This window comes from Bradyrhizobium sp. USDA 4486 (assembly GCF_054057995.1).
Genome location: NZ_JBSRZV010000001.1, coordinates 1,819,789 through 1,836,472 on the forward strand (window position 1 = coordinate 1,819,789; position 16,684 = coordinate 1,836,472).

Consider the following 16,684-nt stretch of genomic DNA (forward strand, 5'->3'; position numbering starts at 1 on the left):
CAATGGCTGACAACACCAAAAAGCCGGCTTCTGCCACCGAGAAGAAAGCAAACCGGCGTGGTGCTGCGCGGCTTGCCGCGGTGCAGGCGCTGTACCAGATGGATATCGCCGGTGCCGGCATCAACGACATCTTCGCCGAGTTCGAGAGCCACTGGCTCGGCAACGAGGTCGAGGGCGACACCTACCTGCCGGCGGAAGCCGCGTTCTTCCGCGATGTCGTTTCCGGCGTGGTGCGCGACCAGAAGAGGCTCGATCCCTTGATCGACGACGCGCTGTCCAAGGGCTGGCCGCTGAAGCGGATCGAGGCGATCCTGCGCGCGGTGCTGCGGGCAGGGGCGTACGAATTGGAGCATCGCAAGGACGTGCCGGGCCGCGTCGTGGTGTCGGAATATGTCGACGTCGCCAACGCCTTCGTCGATCGTGAGGAGACCGGTATGGTCAATGCCGTGCTCGATCAGATAGGCCGCCAGTTTCGCGGTGACGAGTTCGGGCGGGGGTAATTTCCCGCAAGGGCGGTGAATTGATGCGAGACGGCTGCCCCATACTCCGCTGTCGTCATCCGCGAAGGCGGGTGATGAAGTACGCCGCGGCCTATCGATGTCACACGACTGTCTCTGGAATACCGGATCGTCCGCTCAAGCCGGGCGATGACAGCGGAGAGTGGGGTTAGGGCAAGTGGCAAACCAGCACAATCCCTCCGCCGAAGACTCCCTCATCGCACGCTATTTCAAGCCGCTGGCGACCGATCCCGGTGCGTTCGGGCTGATCGATGATGCCGCGGTCCTGTCCTCATCCGGCGACGACATCGTCGTCACCACCGACGCCGTCGTTGAAGGCGTGCACTATCTTGCCACCGACCCGCCCGACACGATCGCGCGAAAAGCGCTGCGGGTGAACCTGTCGGACCTCGCCGCCAAAGGGGCTGTGCCCGCCGGCTTCGTACTGACGCTGGCGCTGCGCAGCCAGGAGGATGCATGGCTCCGGCCATTCGCGGATGCGCTCGGCGAGGATGCAAGAACCTTCGCATGCCCGCTGCTCGGCGGCGACACCGTGTCGACGCCGGGGCCGCAGATGATCTCGATCACGGCGTTCGGGCGCGTGCCGAAGGGCCGGATGGTCGGCCGCACCAGCGCGAAGCCGGGCGACCGCATCCTGGTGACGGGGACGATCGGAGATGCCGCGCTCGGCCTCGACGTGCTTACGGGTGGGGCTGCGGCCGGCGCGCTCGCGTCCGATCCCGTGGCAAGGGAAACTCTGATCTCTCGTTATCGCGTGCCGCAGCCGCGCAATATTCTGGCGGAGAGCATGCGTGACCACGCGTCGGCGGCCATGGATGTCTCCGACGGGCTCGCCGGCGATCTGACAAAGCTCTGTGCGGCGTCCGGCGTTTCGGCCAGGATCGACGTCATGAGCGTGCCGCTGTCGGCGGCGGCGGCAGACCTGGTCACGCGCAATGCCGTTTGTGTTGAGACGCTGCTTGCAGGGGGCGACGACTACGAGGTGCTGTGCACCGCGCCGCCTGCCCACAGCGATGTGCTGATTGCCGCGGGACGGGCCGCCGGGGTAGCGGTTACTGCGATCGGCACGATCGTCGCCGGCCATGAGCGGCCGCGCTTCCTGAACGAGCAGGGCACGGAACTGACCTTGCGACGGCTGTCCTATAGCCACTTCTAGGAATTGCTCGAAACGGCGGCCAGGCTCTCGGAAGCAGGCCTAAATACTTGCCGAGATCGGCTTCTTAGGCCTGATCCGGCGTTGCACCCTCAATTTGATTTTGGCAAGCTCGCTGGCGACTGAGGCCGCCCCCTTCGGGCAGGGGGCGGCCTTGTTCAAAATCAAGGCGCTGCACCGCATGACGGACAACAAAAGGCGCCGGGGGTACATCAAGGATCTGAGGCAAAAAATCACATGACAGCATTATGGTTGATAGTGCTCTGCGGAGTGCTTTCCGTCGTCTACGCGATTTGGGCGACGTCTTCGGTGTTGGGCGCGGATGCGGGGTCGCCGCGCATGCAGGAGATCGCAGCTGCCGTGCGCGAAGGTGCACAGGCGTATCTCCGGCGCCAATACACCACGATCGGGATCGTCGGCATCGCCATCTTCTTGCTGCTTGCCTATTTCCTTGGGCTCTATGTCGCGATCGGTTTTGCCATCGGCGCCATCCTGTCCGGCGCCGCAGGCTTCATCGGCATGAACGTCTCGGTGCGCGCCAATGTGCGCACCGCGCAGGCGGCGACGACCTCGCTTGCCGGCGGTCTCGAGCTCGCCTTCAAGGCCGGCGCGATCACGGGCCTGCTTGTGGCCGGTCTCGCGCTGCTCGGCGTCACCCTCTATTTCGGCTTCCTGGTCCACTCGCTGAAGCTCGCGCCCGATAGCCGCACCGTGGTCGATGCCATGGTGGCGCTCGGCTTCGGCGCTTCGCTGATCTCCATCTTCGCCCGTCTCGGCGGCGGCATCTTCACCAAGGGTGCGGACGTCGGCGGCGATCTCGTCGGCAAGGTCGAGGCCGGCATTCCCGAAGACGATCCGCGTAACCCTGCCACGATCGCCGACAACGTCGGTGACAACGTCGGCGATTGCGCCGGCATGGCCGCCGACCTGTTCGAGACCTATGCGGTGACCGCGGTCGCGACCATGGTGCTCGCGGCGATCTTCTTTGCCAAGACGCCGATCCTCGCCAACATGATGACGCTGCCGCTCGCGATCGGCGGCATCTGCATCATCACCTCGATCATAGGCACCTTCTTCGTCAAGCTCGGGCCGAGTCAGTCGATCATGGGCGCGCTCTACAAGGGCCTGATCGCAACCGGCATCCTGTCACTGATCGGCATCGGCGGGGTGATCTACGCCCTGATCGGCTTCGGCAAGCTCGAGGGCGTCGACTACACGGGCATGGCGCTGTTCGAATGCGGCGTGGTCGGCCTCGTCGTCACCGCACTGATCATCTGGATCACCGAATACTACACCGGCACGGACTATCGCCCGGTGAAGTCGATCGCCCAGGCGTCGGTGACTGGTCACGGCACCAACGTGATCCAGGGTCTCGCCGTTTCGATGGAGGCGACCGCGCTGCCCGCGATCGTCATCATCGCCGGCATTCTGGTCACCTATAGCCTCGCCGGCCTGTTCGGCATCGCGATCGCGACCGCCACCATGCTGGCGCTCGCCGGCATGATCGTCGCGCTCGACGCCTTCGGTCCGGTGACGGACAACGCCGGCGGCATCGCCGAGATGGCGGGCCTGCCGAAGGAGGTGCGCAAGTCGACCGACGCGCTCGACGCGGTCGGCAACACCACCAAGGCGGTGACCAAGGGCTACGCGATCGGCTCCGCCGGTCTCGGCGCCCTGGTGCTGTTTGCGGCCTACAACCAGGACCTCAAGTTCTTCGTTGGCGACAGCGCGCATCACGCCTACTTCGCCGGCGTCAATCCGGACTTCTCGCTCAACAATCCCTATGTCGTGGTCGGTCTGCTGTTCGGCGGCCTGCTGCCCTATCTGTTCGGCGCGATGGGCATGACCGCTGTGGGCCGCGCGGCCGGGGCGATCGTGGAGGAGGTGCGGCGTCAGTTCCGCGAGAAGCCGGGCATCATGCAGGGCACGGACAAGCCCGATTACGGCAAGGCGGTCGACCTGCTCACCAAGGCGGCGATCAAGGAGATGATCATCCCCTCGCTGCTTCCGGTGCTGTCGCCGATCGTCGTCTATTTCGTGATCTACGCGATCGCGGGGGGCGGCGCGGCCGGCAAGTCGGCGGCGTTCTCGGCGGTGGGCGCGATGCTGCTCGGCGTGATCGTGACGGGCCTGTTCGTCGCGATCTCCATGACCTCCGGCGGCGGCGCCTGGGACAACGCCAAGAAGTACATCGAGGACGGTCATTTCGGCGGCAAGGGTAGTGACGCCCACAAGTCCGCGGTGACCGGCGACACCGTCGGCGATCCCTACAAGGACACGGCCGGCCCCGCCGTGAACCCGATGATCAAGATCACCAACATCGTGGCGCTCTTGCTGCTGGCGATCCTGGCGCACTGAGCTGGCCAAGGCTGCACAAGACAAACCCCGTGGCGCAAGCCGCGGGGTTTTTGCTGTGTGCCGAGTATGAACGACAGCTTGGAGGTGGAAGTCCTCTATCCAGCCTGATGGCGGCGAAGGATTAGCGAAGCGCAAGGGCGTCACCGCGAGGTGGGGTCTGAAGAAAGCGTGGAGCAAAGCCGCGGCCCGATGGACAAACACCGGATAACGAGGCCTACCCGGCCGGACGAGCGAGCAACTGATCGCGAAGTCCAGGGTCATCAAGGGTCGGGGTGGTAAATTCGGCGGGCGCGCGGTGAAGGCGGTCGGTCTTACCTCGGGAGGTCTGCGTTGTGTCCCGGCAACGGGACTGAGGTCGTCGTAAGGCGGCCCGACCGCAGCGCAGAAGTCAGCTGAGGGCATAGTAGGTGGCGTGTGCCGCCGAAGGCCCGAACGGTGGAAGTGGTTAGTAGAGCAACGATCTCGCGCGAGCCATGCGGCAGAAGAATCAGGTCGAACTGAACTTGGGCACCGGAGCAGGCGGTGAAGCCGCAAGCTCCGCCGCCGGAGAGACCGAAGCAAGCGCGGTGAGAGCCAGCCTCGAACGCCCGGCGGTCGCAGGACCGTCGATGGAAGTAGTCGTCGAGCGTGAGAATCTGCAAGCAGCATTGGCGCAAGTGAAGCGCAACAAGGGTGCGGCAGGCGTCGATGGGATGACCGTCGGCGAGCTATCGGCCTATCTGAAGGAGCACTGGCTCACGATCCGCGCCCAGTTGCTTGACGGCACCTATAAGCCACAGCCGGTGCGGCGGGTGGAGATACCGAAGGCGTCGGGCGGCCTGCGGCCGCTCGGCATCCCGACGGTGCTCGACCGCTTCATCCAGCAGGCGGTGATGCAGGTGTTGCAGGCAGATTGGGACGGAACGTTCTCCGAAGCGAGCTTCGGCTTCCGGCCGACCCGCTCGGCGCATCAGGCGGTGGAACGGGCGCAGACCTACATCGCATCCGGTTACGCCGTCGTCGTCGACATCGATCTGGAAAAGTTCTTCGACCGGGTCAACCACGACATCCTGATGGGGCTCATTGCCAAACGGGTCGCTGACAAGCGCCTCCTCAAGCTCATCCGTGGCTTCTTGACTGCGGGTGTGATGGAGGCAGGGCTGGTCAGCCCGACGGAGGAGGGTACGCCGCAAGGCGGACCGCTCTCGCCGCTGTTGTCGAACCTGATGCTGGATGTGCTGGACAAGGAACTGGAGAAACGCGGCCATCGCTTCGTGCGCTACGCCGACGACTGCAATATCTATGTACGCAGTCAGAAGGCGGGCGAGCGGGTGTTGGCCGGCCTCGAACGGTTCCTCGAAAAGCACCTCAAGCTCAAGATCAACAAGGCCAAGAGTGCGGTCGCCAAACCGAGCGTTCGCAAGTTCCTGGGCTTCAGCTTTACCGGCGGAAGTGAACCACCGCGACGGCGCATCGCGCCGCAGGCGCTCGCCCGCTTCAAGGTAAAAGTTCTGGAGCTGACGCGACGCACGTGCGGTCGAAGCCTCGTGCAGATTACCAAGGAGTTGTCAGCCTACCTGATCGGGTGGCGCGGCTACTTCGGCTTCTGCCAAACCCCGTCGGTGTTGCGCGTGCTTGACCGGTGGATCAGGCGGCGGCTGCGCGCCGTCGTCTGGAAGCAATGGAAGTATGGACCCGCTCGCTTCGCCGAGCTGCGACGCCGTGGCGTCGGCCGGGATCTGGCAGCGCAAACTGCCGGCGCCCCGCATGGCCCTTGGCGGCTCGCGAACAGCCCCGCGCTCGCCATTGCTCTGCCAAATAGCTTCTTCGCTTCGCTCGGCTTGGCTTCCGTCACGGGACAGTGGCCTGCATAATCCGCCGAACCGCCGTATACGGACCCGTATGTACGGTGGTGTGGGAGGGGAGGAGTCGCGAGACTCCCCCCTATCCCGATTGGAGAGGCCGATATCAGCCATCCCATCATTGCGCAGCTTCAACCTCGCCATCGTCGCCCGCGCAGGCGGGCGATCCAGTATTCCAGAGGCGATGATGGCATACGGATAAGGCGCGGGGTACTGGATTCCCCGCCTGCGCGGGGAATGACAGCGGTGTGTTGCGCGCTCTCCTTGTGCCGACCTCTCTTGAGCGCGCCTACTGCACGTCCATCTGCAGCCCTTCCTTCTGGATGATGCCGGCGAACTTCTTCGTCTCGGCGTCCACGAAGGCGGCGAACTGCTGCGGCGTGCCGTAGTCGGCGCGGGCGCCCATGGCGGCGATCTGCTTCTTGATGTCGTCGCGCTCCAGCATCGCCTTGACCTGGAGATTGAGTGCGTCGAGCACGGGCGCGGGGACGCCCTTCGGCAGGAACACCGAGAACCAGGAAGACACGTCGAAATTGGCGAGCTCCGGCGCGCTCTCGCGCATGGTCGGCAGGTCCTTCGCGAGGTCACTGCGCTCTGGCGTGGTGACGCAGAGGCCCGTGAGGGTGCCGTTCTGCACCTGCGGCAGGCTCGGATAGAGATTGTCGAACAGGATCTGGATGTCACCCGCAAGCGCGGCCTGGAGCGCGGGACCGGCGCCGCGGAACGGGATGTGCGTCATTTTCAGGCCGGTGAGCTGGAGAAACCAGGCGCCGGTGAGATGCGGGCTCTGGCCGACGCCAGAGGAGGCGTAGCTGAGCTTATCCGGATTGGCCTTCAGATACGCGATCAGCTCGGCGATCGACTTGATGCCGGTCTTCGGATGCGCCGAGACGATGTTCGGGATCCGGATCATGTTGGAGACCGGTTGGAGCTGGTCCGGCTTGTAGGTGAGGTTCTTGAAGATGCTGTAGGCGATGGCGTTCGGCCCGGGATTGCCGATCAGGATGGTGTGTCCGTCAGGCTTGGCGCGGACCGCTTCGGCCGTGCCGATCGTGCCGCCGCCGCCGGAGCGGTTTTCCACGACGGCCGATTGGCCCCAGACGGTTTGCAAATGCGCGGCCAAGAGCCGGCCCATGACGTCGGTCGAGCCGCCGGCTGCGGCCGGCACGATGATGCGGACGTTCTCGGTCGGCTTCCAGTCGGCGAGGCTCGATCGCGGTAGGATCGCCGCAGCCGAAAGGCCGGCAGCAGCGGTCAGCACGCGACGGCGGGACAACAAACGATTGGGCACGAATCCACTCCCTGCTTCTTGTTTTACAGGGAGCGTAGGGAAGGCTGCGCGCAACGGCAAGTCGCGGGCGGCGGCGAGCGCCGCGCGGACAGCGACAGGACGCCGCAGGCTGAAGGATCAGTTAAAGCTCAGCAGCTTGAACAGCGGCGCGAGGTAGCTCATCTCCTGACCCGACGTCGCCGTGGTGCGGCTGATGAAGTCGAAGATCTTGCCGTCCTGGAGGCCGTAGTTCGCCAGCCGACGCACGCGCCGGTTCTTGTCGAAATAGATCGCGATCACGCGTTGATCGACCACCTTCTGGTTCATGAAGGCGACGGGACGCTCCGAGCGCTGCGAGATGTAGTAGAACACTTCGCCGTCGAGGGTCGCGACCGTGGAGGGCGTACCCATCACGATCAGCACCTGGTCCTGGCTTGCGCCGATCGGAATCTGCTCCAGCGCGCCGGGAGGAAGGATGTAGCCCTTCTGGAATTGCTCGCCGGTGCAGCCCACCAGCGCCAGGCCGACCAGAGCCACGGCGGCAGCCATGCGCAAGCCGCGCCAGCGTGCATGAAGGCCGCGCGGCTGGCTTGCGCGCGGGCTGGTCTGGTTCGTTATCGTCATAGCGGAACTGATTCCGTCCCCTTGCGTCGCGCGAGGCGCTGAAGTACCGGGCGGAGGCTCTGAATGCAACACGCGCGCGCCCGCTTGCGGAAACCACAATGCTTTGGCCGTTCAATCACTTCAGGAAACCCCGGCTAGCCCCGGCCGGCACCATTGAAGCCATCTATGGCATGATCGTGACGCAGGCGCGAGAACCCATATTTTACCGCGACTTGGGCGTGTCCGATACGGTTAACGGGCGTTTCGACCTGTTGCTGCTGCATCTCTGGCTGGTGCTGCGCCGGCTGCGCACTGTCCAGGGCACCACCGAGCTGTCGCAGGCGCTGTTCGACCGCTTCTGCGAGGACATGGACGACAATCTGCGCGAGATGGGGGTCGGCGACCAGACCGTGCCGAAGCGGATGCGGGCCTTCGGCGAGGCGTTTTACGGCCGGGTGCAGGCCTACGACCAGGCGATCGAAGCCGGCGGCGAGGCGCTGGCGGCGGCGATCTGCAAGAATATCTTGAACGGGTCCGGTCTGGACCAGGCGCGGCGGCTCGCGGCTTATGCCCTAGCCACGGAGGCCGATCTCGGCCGGACCAGCGAGGCCGCGCTGCTGCGCGCGTCGTTCAAGTTTCCGCCAGCGCTTTCCGAGGATGTCAAACCATGAGCCGACCGCACACCGGAGCCGCGCCCGATCCCTGGCGGTCTCCCGTCATCGTCGCGCAGATTCCCGACACCGGCGTGTATCGCGAACTCGAGGCGTCGGCCGCCGAACGGCAGGCCATGGCCGAGCTCGCCGGCCTTCGCGAGATCCTGTCCGCCAAGGCCAGCTTCGACGTCGTGCCGAAAAGCGGCGGCCGCTATCAGGTCACCGGCCAAGTCCGCGCCCGGATCGGCCAGACCTGCGTCGTGACGCTCGATCCGATCGAGAACGACATCGAGGAGGAGGTGGACCTGATCTTCGCTCCCGAGGCCGAGGCGCGCCGCCTTGCCGACCTGATCGAGGAGGGCCAGGACGACGAGGAGCCTCCGGAGGTCGTCGATCCGCCGGAGGCCATCGTTGGCGGCATCATCGATCTCGGCCGGCTCGCCACCGACGCGCTGTTCCTGGCGATCGATCCCTATCCCCGCAAGCCCGGGGCCGTGTTCGAGGCGGAAGTTACCGCTCCCGACCCGGAGGATCATCCGTTCGCGGCGCTGAAGGCGCTCCAGGACGCGAAGAAGGGCCGATAAATCGGCATTTCAAGGTGATCGCCTTGCGAGGGGGTGCGAGGCGTTTGTCAGGATGGTTTGAGGAATAGTCATATCTATTTGAATTTATTGTTGTTTACGGCGAATTCGATCACCTGCCAGCTGATCGTCCTGAATACAAAAGGCTGGGGGCAAGAGGTTGTTTCGGGATAACAAAACGCTATTGTCGCGCCGCGGTCCGGGTGCGGCGTGGCGCTTGGCCGGTCGCCAAATCGTTGGCGAACCCATTTCGCGGCCCCGCTCGTTCAAGACCGCACCAGACCAGGTTTCCAGGACTTTCATGCTAAGCAAGATTCGCATCGCGCTGGACGCCATGGGGGGCGACGCCGGCGCCGCCGTGGTGATTCCAGGCGCCGCCATCTCGCTTGGCAGGCATCGCAACACCGAATTCCTGCTCGTCGGGGACCGCGCCAGGATCGAGCCCGAGCTCGAGAAGCATCCCGCCCTCAAGGCCGCCTCGAGGATTATCCACACCGAGGTTGCCGTGAGCGGCTCCGACAAGCCGAGCCAGGCGCTGCGGCGCGGCCGCAAGACCTCCTCGATGTGGCTCGCCATCGACGCAGTGAAGAAGGGCGAGGCGGATGTCGCGGTGTCCGCCGGCAATACCGGCGCGCTGATGGCGATGTCGCGCTTCCACCTGCGGACGCTGCCGGGCATCGACCGCCCGGCCATCAGCGCGATCTGGCCGACCAGGCGCGGTGAATCCGTCGTGCTCGACCTTGGCGCCACGATCGGCGGCGATGCGCGGCATCTGGTGGCGCTCGCGGTGATGGGCGCGGCCATGGCGAGCGTGCAGTTCAACAAGCCGCGCCCGACGGTCGGCCTGCTCAACATCGGCACCGAGGAAATCAAGGGACACGAGGAGATCCGCGAGGCCGGTGAAATCCTGCGCGCGCGGAACCTGCCGGAACTCGACTATATCGGCTTCGTGGAGGGCGATGGCATCGGTAAGGGGGTGGCCGACGTCATCGTGACCGAAGGCTATAGCGGCAACATCGCGCTCAAGGCCGCCGAGGGAACCGCGCGGCAGATGGCGGAATTACTCCGCAACGAGATGCAACGGAGCTGGCTGTCCAAGCTCGGCTATCTCTTTGCCCGCAGCGCCTTCAAGGCCCTGCGCGACAAGATGGACCCCAACAAGTCCAACGGCGGGGTGTTGCTGGGGCTCAATGGACTGGTGGTCAAGAGCCATGGCGGAATCAACGCCGAAGGCTTTGCCTATGCGATCGATGTTGGCTATGAGATGGCTCACTACGATCTCCTGAACAAGATCAATCAGATGCTCAACCGCGAGGGCGGTGCACTCACTTCCGTGCAGTCCGCGCAGGAGGCTGTTTCGTGACTCAAATTCGTTCGGTCGTGCTCGGCTGCGGCTCCTACCTGCCGGAGCAGGTGGTGACCAATGCCCAATTGGCGGCGCGTATCGACACGTCCGACGAGTGGATCGTGCAGCGCACCGGCATTCGTGAGCGGCACATCGCGGCCGAGGGCGAGTTCACCTCGCATTTGGCGATCAAGGCGGCGCAGGCCGCGCTCACCGATGCCGGCATCGATGCGCAGTCGATCGAGCTGATCGTGCTGGCGACCTCGACGCCCGACAACACGTTTCCCGCAACGGCCGTCGCCGTGCAGCATGGACTCGGCATCAATCATGGCGCCGCGTTCGATCTCCAGGCGGTGTGCTCGGGCTTCGTGTTTGCACTTGCCACCGCCGACAATTTCCTGCGTACCGGCGCCTTCAAGCGCGCGCTGGTGATCGGCGCGGAGACCTTCTCGCGCATCCTCGACTGGAACGACCGCGGCACCTGCGTGCTGTTCGGTGACGGTGCCGGCGCCGTGGTGCTGGAGGCGCAGGAGCAGCCGGGCAAGGCCGCGACCGACCGTGGCGTTGTGACCACGCATCTGCGCTCCGACGGCCGCCACAAAGCAAAACTGTTCGTCGACGGCGGTCCGTCCTCGACTCAGACCGTCGGCCATCTGCGCATGGAGGGCCGCGAGGTCTTCAAGCATGCGGTCGGCATGATCACCGACGTGATCGTCGATGCCTTCGAGGCGACCGGGCTCAATGCCGACAGCATCGACTGGTTCGTGCCGCACCAGGCCAACAAGCGAATCATCGACGCCTCCGCGCACAAGCTTCATATCGCACCGCAGAAGGTGGTGCTGACGGTGGACCGTCACGGCAACACCTCGGCGGCCTCGATCCCGCTGGCGCTGTCGGTGGCGCGCAAGGACGGCCGCATCAAGCGCGGCGACCTGGTGCTGCTGGAAGCGATGGGCGGGGGCTTCACCTGGGGCTCCGCGCTGGTGCGCTGGTAGCGTCGATAAAATTTTGCCGGAATCAGCGCCGATTATCGATGCGTCTGCATTGATGAGCGCTGTTGACCGCCGTGCCGTAAGCTCATAATTTCAGACAACAATTGTTCGCCGTGATGTGGGGCAGGGCGATGACCGATCAAAGTAAAACCGTAACGCGTGTCGATCTCTGCGAAGCCGTCTACCAGAAGGTGGGGCTGTCGCGCACGGAATCATCTGCCTTCGTGGAACTCGTGCTGAAGGAGATCACCGACTGCCTGGAGAAGGGCGAGACGGTGAAGCTGTCCTCGTTCGGTTCCTTCATGGTGCGCAAGAAGGGTCAGCGCATCGGCCGTAATCCGAAGACCGGTACCGAAGTGCCGATCTCGCCGCGGCGGGTGATGGTGTTCAAGCCGTCGGCGATCCTGAAGCAGCGCATCAACGCCCAGCATCGCACCAACGGCGACGCCAGCAAGGCTCAACCCGAGGCGTAATTCGCCCGTCGGATAAGGATTTGGCATTTGGACAAGGCGCCGGATGCGTTCCGAACCATCAGCGAAGTAGCGCAGGAACTCGACATTCCGCAGCACGTGCTGCGGTTCTGGGAGACCCGCTTCTCGCAGATCAAGCCGATGAAGCGCAGCGGCGGCCGCCGCTACTACCGCCCCGACGACGTCGACCTGCTCAAGGGCATCCGCAGGCTGCTCTACGGCGAGGGTTACACCATCCGTGGCGTGCAGCGGATCCTCAAGGAGCATGGCGTCAAGTCGGTGCAGGGCCTCGCTGACGGTGCGGCCGCCGTCTCGTTCGGGGCCATCGAGGACGCCATCGGCCAGAGCCTGATGGAGCCGGACGACGAGGCCCCCATCACGGGCATCACCGACGCCGATGATGACGACTACCAGGGGGATGAGGAAGAGGGCATCGACTTCCGCTTCACGGAGGTCGACGACGAGGAAATCCTCACCACCTTCCGCAAGGGCGGCGCCGCGCCCTCCGGCCCCAGCGCGCTGGATCGCGAGCGGCTGGGCCGGGCGCTCGCCGACCTCGTCGCCTGCCGTGAGATGCTGGATCAGGCGCTGAAGGACGGGTGAGGGCGCCTTTCGCCGACTTTGCGGACAGTTCCCGGGACATTGGCCCACGGCCTATTGGACCGAACCAGCAAAATGGTGTGACCTCGCCTTGCGCAAAGCGGCGATCCTAGCTAATGGAACGGCATTCGGAGCGTGGCGCAGCCCGGTTAGCGCACTAGTCTGGGAGACTAGGGGTCGGAGGTTCAAATCCTCTCGCTCCGACCATTTTCTTCTCAAATGGACCGAAGCTTTGCGCGATCGCGGCGCTGTGCTGGCACTGCGGCTCGGGCAGCGGCTTGCCGCGGGTCCAGGTCCGGACGGCGAAGGCGAGCTGGCGCGGTCCCACCACATCCACGATGGACGCCCGCGCGCTTTCGAGGCGCTTGGTGAACCCGCTGGCGCTCAGGTCGAGCGTTGCGTCGGCGGCCAGCAGGGACACCGACAGGAGCGCAATCGCTCCGGCAATGGCCATCGCCTTCCATTCTGGTGACTGCATTAGCTGACTTTCTCAGGTATTTTGCCGCTCGCCGGATAGGTGGGGCTTTTCTGCCAAGTTCAAGACCTCGACGAGGCTCGCGCACGCGTTCTTGAAGTGCGACAAATCTGTAACAGATGACGCGTGCTACCCGGATGGACGCAAATAGCCCACTACCATCCTTGTGGTCTCGTCGACCAGCGTCTTCACCGTTTTCTCCGACAGCATCTCGGCCTGATGCAGCACCGTGTTGTGCGCCACCGCCTCGATCGCGCTGACGCAGATGAAGGTTGCCATATCGAGGTCTATCTTGCGCATCTCCGTGCGACGGCTCTCGAAATAGTCGCGGACGAGGGCGTGGACCTCGTGATTGAAGGCCTCGACTTCGGCGAGCCGCCCCGAGCGCGGGATCTGCTCGGCGAGGACGCGATGCAGGTCCGGATCGATGTGATGGGCCTCGATCGCGACGGTGACGAGCCGGCGCACCGCTTTCTCGACCGGCATGTCCGCGACCTCGACGAAGGCGGCGCGGACGATGTGCATGATCTCGTCGTTGTGACGGTCGATCACGGCGGCGACCAGCGCCTCCTTGCTCGGAAAATACTGGTAGAGCGAGCCGACGCTGACGCCGGCGACCTCGGCGATGCGGTTGGTGCTCGTCTTCTCAAAACCTTCGCGGACCAGAATGCGAGCGGTTGCCTCGATCAGCGCGTCGACCGTGGCGCGCGAGCGTGCTTGCGAGGCATTTTTCCGGGGTTTTGTCGGCGGCTTGCGCGCCATGGCGTCGAATCCGAATGCGAGTAGAAAAAACGAGCGTTCGCTCGCATTATATCGGCGAAGCGCGGCCTTCCGGCAAGCTGCTTCGTCGCCATATGGATGCAGCCAGGCGGAGGACGGACCATGAGCGTTGCAAGACTTGTATCGGCATTGCAGCTTTGCCCAGGCGGTTGCGTGTTCGGTGCTGGGGCGCCGCGCGATCCCGCGCCAAGCCTGCAGAGCCGCGCCTTCAACCTGCTGCTGCGGCAGCTTCCGTACAAGGAGCAGCTCGCGTCAGCCGAGGCGGTGCAGGCCCATGTGCAGAAGCTCGCGCTGCAGCCGGCATCGTTCGAGCCGACGGGACTTGGCCGCGGCGTCGAGGCGACGCTGACCAAGATGGGCGGCTGGCCGGTCTATTACACGGCGCCGTCGTCGGGCCATGAGGGCTGCAACTTCGTCATGTTCCTGCATGGCGGCGGCTACATCAACGAGATCGTACCGGCGCATTGGCGCTTCATCGGCCAGATGACGCGCAAGGCGCGCGTCGTCTGCGTCGTGCCGATCTATCCGCTGGCGCCGCGGGCCACCGCCAAGGACGTCGTGCCGGCGACGGCCGAGCTGCTGCGGATGCTGCTGGAGGATGCCGGGCCGGCAAAGGTCACGGTGGTCGGCAATTCGGCCGGCGCGGGCCTCGCGCTCGCCGCATGCCAGTGGCTGCGCGACCGCGGCCATCGGCAGCCGAACCGGCTGATGCTGATCTCGCCTGCGGCCGAGGCCTCGGTCAGCCGCCCGGAGCAGGTCGAGATCGCGGCGCGCGACCCGATCCAGGACATTCCCGGGATCGTCGAAGCCGGGCGCCTCTATGCCGGCGAGCTCGATGTCGGCCATCCCTTCGTCAGCCCGCTCAACGGCGCCTTCCGCGCGCTTGCGCCGATGACCATTTTCTCGGGGACGCGCGATCTGCTCTACCCCGACAGCGTCGATCTTGCGGAGCGGGCGAGGGCGGTGGGCGTGCCGGTCGAGCTGCATCTGCTCCGTGACCAGCCGCACAATTATGCGCTGATGCCGACGCCGGAGGGGCGGCAGGCGCGTGCGATCATTTTGCGAGCGGTAGCTTGAGGGGAAGCGTGATCATTGTCACGCGAGGCGCCGTCTCGATGAGTCCGGCGCTGGCAGTATGCGCGCGGAGGGACAAGGCAGCCCCGGGCGTTTCCTCGATGGACGTCGTTTTGCGGGGCCTTAGGCGTGGCCCTTGATCTCGTAGTGGCCCGGCACGCATTTGTAGCGCTCGAGCCGCCAATTGGCGTGATAGATCGGATGCTCGCCCATCCATTTGGCAAGCGGAGCCTGTGCGCCGACCGCACACTGCATCATCGACATCTCGGGCGTCATGTTGCTGTCGGTCACGATCTCTTCGACACAGCCGCCTGTGGCGGATGCACCAAGCCGGCAGAGCACGGCTACGACGGTCACGAACATTCCAGTCACCTCATCGGTAGTTTCTGACCACGAAGGGGATGCAAGCGGAGTGCCAGAGCCTGTGACACAAACAACACGTGGCCTGGCCGACTCGACCCAGCGTCCGGATTCCATGTGGCGATTCGGATTGTAAAAAAGCTGCCCTTAAACCGAAGCCGGACAAATACGGGGAACCGGCGGGATAAACCGCGTGTGGCGGGCGCGCCACAGCGGCCACTGCCGCGATACGCCCCCGGTGCATCGCCTGGTCAGCCGGCAGCTGCGGTTCGTGCCGAGATCGTCACGGCTCGGATTCGCGCGGAATAGTCCGTGCCTCGAAATAAGGCGCGATGTTTGATCGGCGCGCCGCGTCGATCAGCTTTTGCGTGCGGATGCGGCGCTGCTACATTTTGCGCGCGCCGTTGTCGGCGGCGCCAGCTGTAAAGAAACAGACCGACAAGGGGAGGGCCCGAAGTCCCATGAAGGATTTTACAGGAAAGATCGCCGTCATCACCGGCGGCGGCACGGGAATGGGACGCGAGCTCGCCCGGCAGCTGGTTGCCGAGGGCTGCAATGTCGCGATGTGCGACGTCTCGGAAGCGGCAATGGCCGAAACCAAACGGCTCTGCGAGCTCGAGAAGCTGCCGCAGGGACTGCGCATTACGACGCATGTCGCCGACGTTGCGATCGAGGATCACCTCAAGCGTTTTCGCGACGAGCTCGCCGAGCAGCTGCAGACGGACCGGATCCATCTTCTGTTCAACAATGCCGGCATCGGTGGCGGCGGCAGCCTGTTCACCAACACGCGCGAGCAGTGGGAGCGCACCTTCAACATCTGTTGGGGCGGTGTCTATCTCGGTGTTCGCACCTTCCTGCCGATGCTGGTCGCGGCCGACGAGGCCCACATCGTCAACACCGCGAGCGTCAACGGCTTCTGGGCCTCGATCGGCATGAACCAGGCGCACACCGCCTACAGCTCGGCCAAGTTCGCGGTGAAGGGATTTACCGAGGCGCTGATCAACGATCTGCGCCTGCATGCGCCGCACGTCAAATGCTCCGTGGTGATGCCAGGCCACATCGGCACCTCGATCGTTTCGAATTCGCGCAAGGTGCAGAGCGCCGACGGCTCGGAACGGCTCAACCCCGACGAGGTCGCGCTGACCCGCAAGCGCATGGTCGCGGCCGGCGTGCCGGATGCCGACAAGATGTCGGACGAGGATATCCAGGCGGTGTTCGCCGAGCGCGCCCGCAGCTTCCTCGAGGATGCGCCGACGACCGCCGCGCAGGCCGCCAAGATCATTCTCGACGGGGTCAAGGCGGAGCAATGGCGCATTCTTGTGGGCGAGGATGCAAGGCGCCTTGACGAGCGCGTCCGGGCCACGCCGGAGCAAGCCTATGACCGCGCCTTCTACGAAAGTTTCACGCAGCAGGTCGGCTGGCGTCTCGGCTGAACCTGCCTGGCCGACACCGTCAACGATGGCGCGCGGATGTATGTATGATGCGCGTCATGGCAAGAGGTGCGCCGGTGATTTTGCGTGCCACCTCCTGCCAATGTTCGGCGCCTTATGACGAATTGGAATGTCACGCATGCGACGCGGCCGCTCATCAAGCATCGTTCAAGCGATGGTG

At 64.8% G+C, this 16,684-nt stretch carries 16 protein-coding genes and 1 tRNA gene; 13 read left to right on the forward strand and 4 right to left on the reverse strand.

What is annotated here, in order from left to right; all coding sequences use genetic code 11:
• Nucleotides 1-2: 2 nt before the first annotated feature.
• The 4 genes from nusB (at nt 3) to ltrA (ending at nt 5,882) form a co-directional block, all read left to right on the forward strand.
• Nucleotides 3-500, forward strand: a complete 498-nt coding sequence (gene nusB, locus ACVWY3_RS08945; RefSeq protein ID WP_456838121.1) for a transcription antitermination factor NusB — start codon at nt 3-5, stop codon at nt 498-500.
• Nucleotides 501-675: 175 nt separating this feature from the next.
• Entirely contained in the window at nt 676-1,674 is a 999-nt protein-coding gene (gene thiL, locus ACVWY3_RS08950) for a thiamine-phosphate kinase (RefSeq protein ID WP_456838122.1), read from the forward strand.
• Nucleotides 1,675-1,908: 234 nt separating this feature from the next.
• Nucleotides 1,909-4,029 (forward strand): sodium-translocating pyrophosphatase, encoded by a 2,121-nt coding sequence (locus ACVWY3_RS08955; protein ID WP_456838123.1) that lies wholly within the window; start codon nt 1,909-1,911, stop codon nt 4,027-4,029.
• A 473-nt stretch (nt 4,030-4,502) separates the two neighbouring features.
• Nucleotides 4,503-5,882 carry a group II intron reverse transcriptase/maturase gene (gene ltrA / locus ACVWY3_RS08960; RefSeq protein WP_456837647.1) on the forward strand — a complete coding sequence of 460 codons (1,380 nt, stop codon included), beginning with the start codon at nt 4,503-4,505 and terminating at the stop codon, nt 5,880-5,882.
• A gap of 277 nt (nt 5,883-6,159) precedes the next feature.
• Here the strand turns inward: ltrA and ACVWY3_RS08965 are convergent, their stop codons facing one another.
• Together ACVWY3_RS08965 and ACVWY3_RS08970 are read right to left on the reverse strand one after the other, a co-directional pair.
• A complete protein-coding gene (locus ACVWY3_RS08965) occupies nt 6,160-7,161 on the reverse strand; it encodes a Bug family tripartite tricarboxylate transporter substrate binding protein (protein WP_456838124.1) in 1,002 nt (333 codons plus the stop codon).
• Nucleotides 7,162-7,278: 117 nt separating this feature from the next.
• Complete coding sequence (locus ACVWY3_RS08970; protein WP_456838125.1) at nt 7,279-7,764, reverse strand: outer membrane protein assembly factor BamE; 486 nt, start codon at nt 7,762-7,764, stop codon at nt 7,279-7,281.
• 98 nt (nt 7,765-7,862) lie between these two features.
• Here ACVWY3_RS08970 and ACVWY3_RS08975 point away from each other — a divergent pair, with 98 nt between their 5' ends.
• The 7 genes from ACVWY3_RS08975 to ACVWY3_RS09005 all read left to right on the forward strand — a co-directional run bounded on the left by ACVWY3_RS08975 (nt 7,863) and on the right by ACVWY3_RS09005 (nt 12,591).
• Nucleotides 7,863-8,414: a ubiquinol-cytochrome C chaperone family protein gene (locus tag ACVWY3_RS08975; protein ID WP_456838126.1), complete on the forward strand. Its 552-nt coding sequence runs from the start codon at nt 7,863-7,865 to the stop codon at nt 8,412-8,414.
• Nucleotides 8,411-8,980 (forward strand): YceD family protein, encoded by a 570-nt coding sequence (locus tag ACVWY3_RS08980; protein ID WP_456838127.1) that lies wholly within the window; start codon nt 8,411-8,413, stop codon nt 8,978-8,980. The genes ACVWY3_RS08975 and ACVWY3_RS08980 overlap by 4 nt, the downstream gene beginning before the upstream one ends.
• A 298-nt stretch (nt 8,981-9,278) precedes the next feature.
• On the forward strand, nt 9,279-10,340 hold the full coding sequence (gene plsX / locus ACVWY3_RS08985) for a phosphate acyltransferase PlsX (RefSeq protein ID WP_456838128.1): 1,062 nt from the start codon (nt 9,279-9,281) through the stop codon (nt 10,338-10,340).
• The gene (locus ACVWY3_RS08990; RefSeq protein ID WP_027559561.1) at nt 10,337-11,317 is read left to right on the forward strand and encodes a beta-ketoacyl-ACP synthase III; all 981 of its coding nucleotides are present in this window, start codon (nt 10,337-10,339) and stop codon (nt 11,315-11,317) included. Before plsX ends, ACVWY3_RS08990 begins: the two co-directional genes overlap by 4 nt.
• Nucleotides 11,318-11,445: 128 nt before the next feature.
• Nucleotides 11,446-11,787: an integration host factor subunit alpha gene (locus ACVWY3_RS08995; RefSeq protein ID WP_018456841.1), complete on the forward strand. Its 342-nt coding sequence runs from the start codon at nt 11,446-11,448 to the stop codon at nt 11,785-11,787.
• A 27-nt stretch (nt 11,788-11,814) separates the two neighbouring features.
• Nucleotides 11,815-12,387 carry a MerR family transcriptional regulator gene (locus tag ACVWY3_RS09000; RefSeq protein WP_456838129.1) on the forward strand — a complete coding sequence of 191 codons (573 nt, stop codon included), beginning with the start codon at nt 11,815-11,817 and terminating at the stop codon, nt 12,385-12,387.
• 126 nt (nt 12,388-12,513) lie between these two features.
• A tRNA-Pro gene (locus ACVWY3_RS09005) sits at nt 12,514-12,591 on the forward strand.
• A 397-nt stretch (nt 12,592-12,988) separates the two neighbouring features.
• Here ACVWY3_RS09005 and ACVWY3_RS09010 read toward each other — a convergent pair.
• Nucleotides 12,989-13,621, reverse strand: a complete 633-nt coding sequence (locus tag ACVWY3_RS09010; protein WP_456838130.1) for a TetR/AcrR family transcriptional regulator — start codon at nt 13,619-13,621, stop codon at nt 12,989-12,991.
• A 120-nt stretch (nt 13,622-13,741) separates the two neighbouring features.
• Here ACVWY3_RS09010 and ACVWY3_RS09015 point away from each other — a divergent pair, with 120 nt between their 5' ends.
• Nucleotides 13,742-14,716, forward strand: a complete 975-nt coding sequence (locus ACVWY3_RS09015) for an alpha/beta hydrolase fold domain-containing protein (protein WP_456838131.1) — start codon at nt 13,742-13,744, stop codon at nt 14,714-14,716.
• Between the two features lie 120 nt (nt 14,717-14,836).
• Here ACVWY3_RS09015 and ACVWY3_RS09020 read toward each other — a convergent pair whose 3' ends face one another.
• A complete protein-coding gene (locus tag ACVWY3_RS09020; RefSeq protein WP_027559556.1) occupies nt 14,837-15,076 on the reverse strand; it encodes a hypothetical protein in 240 nt (79 codons plus the stop codon).
• Nucleotides 15,077-15,534: 458 nt separating this feature from the next.
• Here ACVWY3_RS09020 and ACVWY3_RS09025 point away from each other — a divergent pair, with 458 nt between their 5' ends.
• Complete coding sequence (locus ACVWY3_RS09025) at nt 15,535-16,506, forward strand: SDR family oxidoreductase (RefSeq protein ID WP_456838132.1); 972 nt, start codon at nt 15,535-15,537, stop codon at nt 16,504-16,506.
• Nucleotides 16,507-16,684 lie beyond the last annotated feature (178 nt).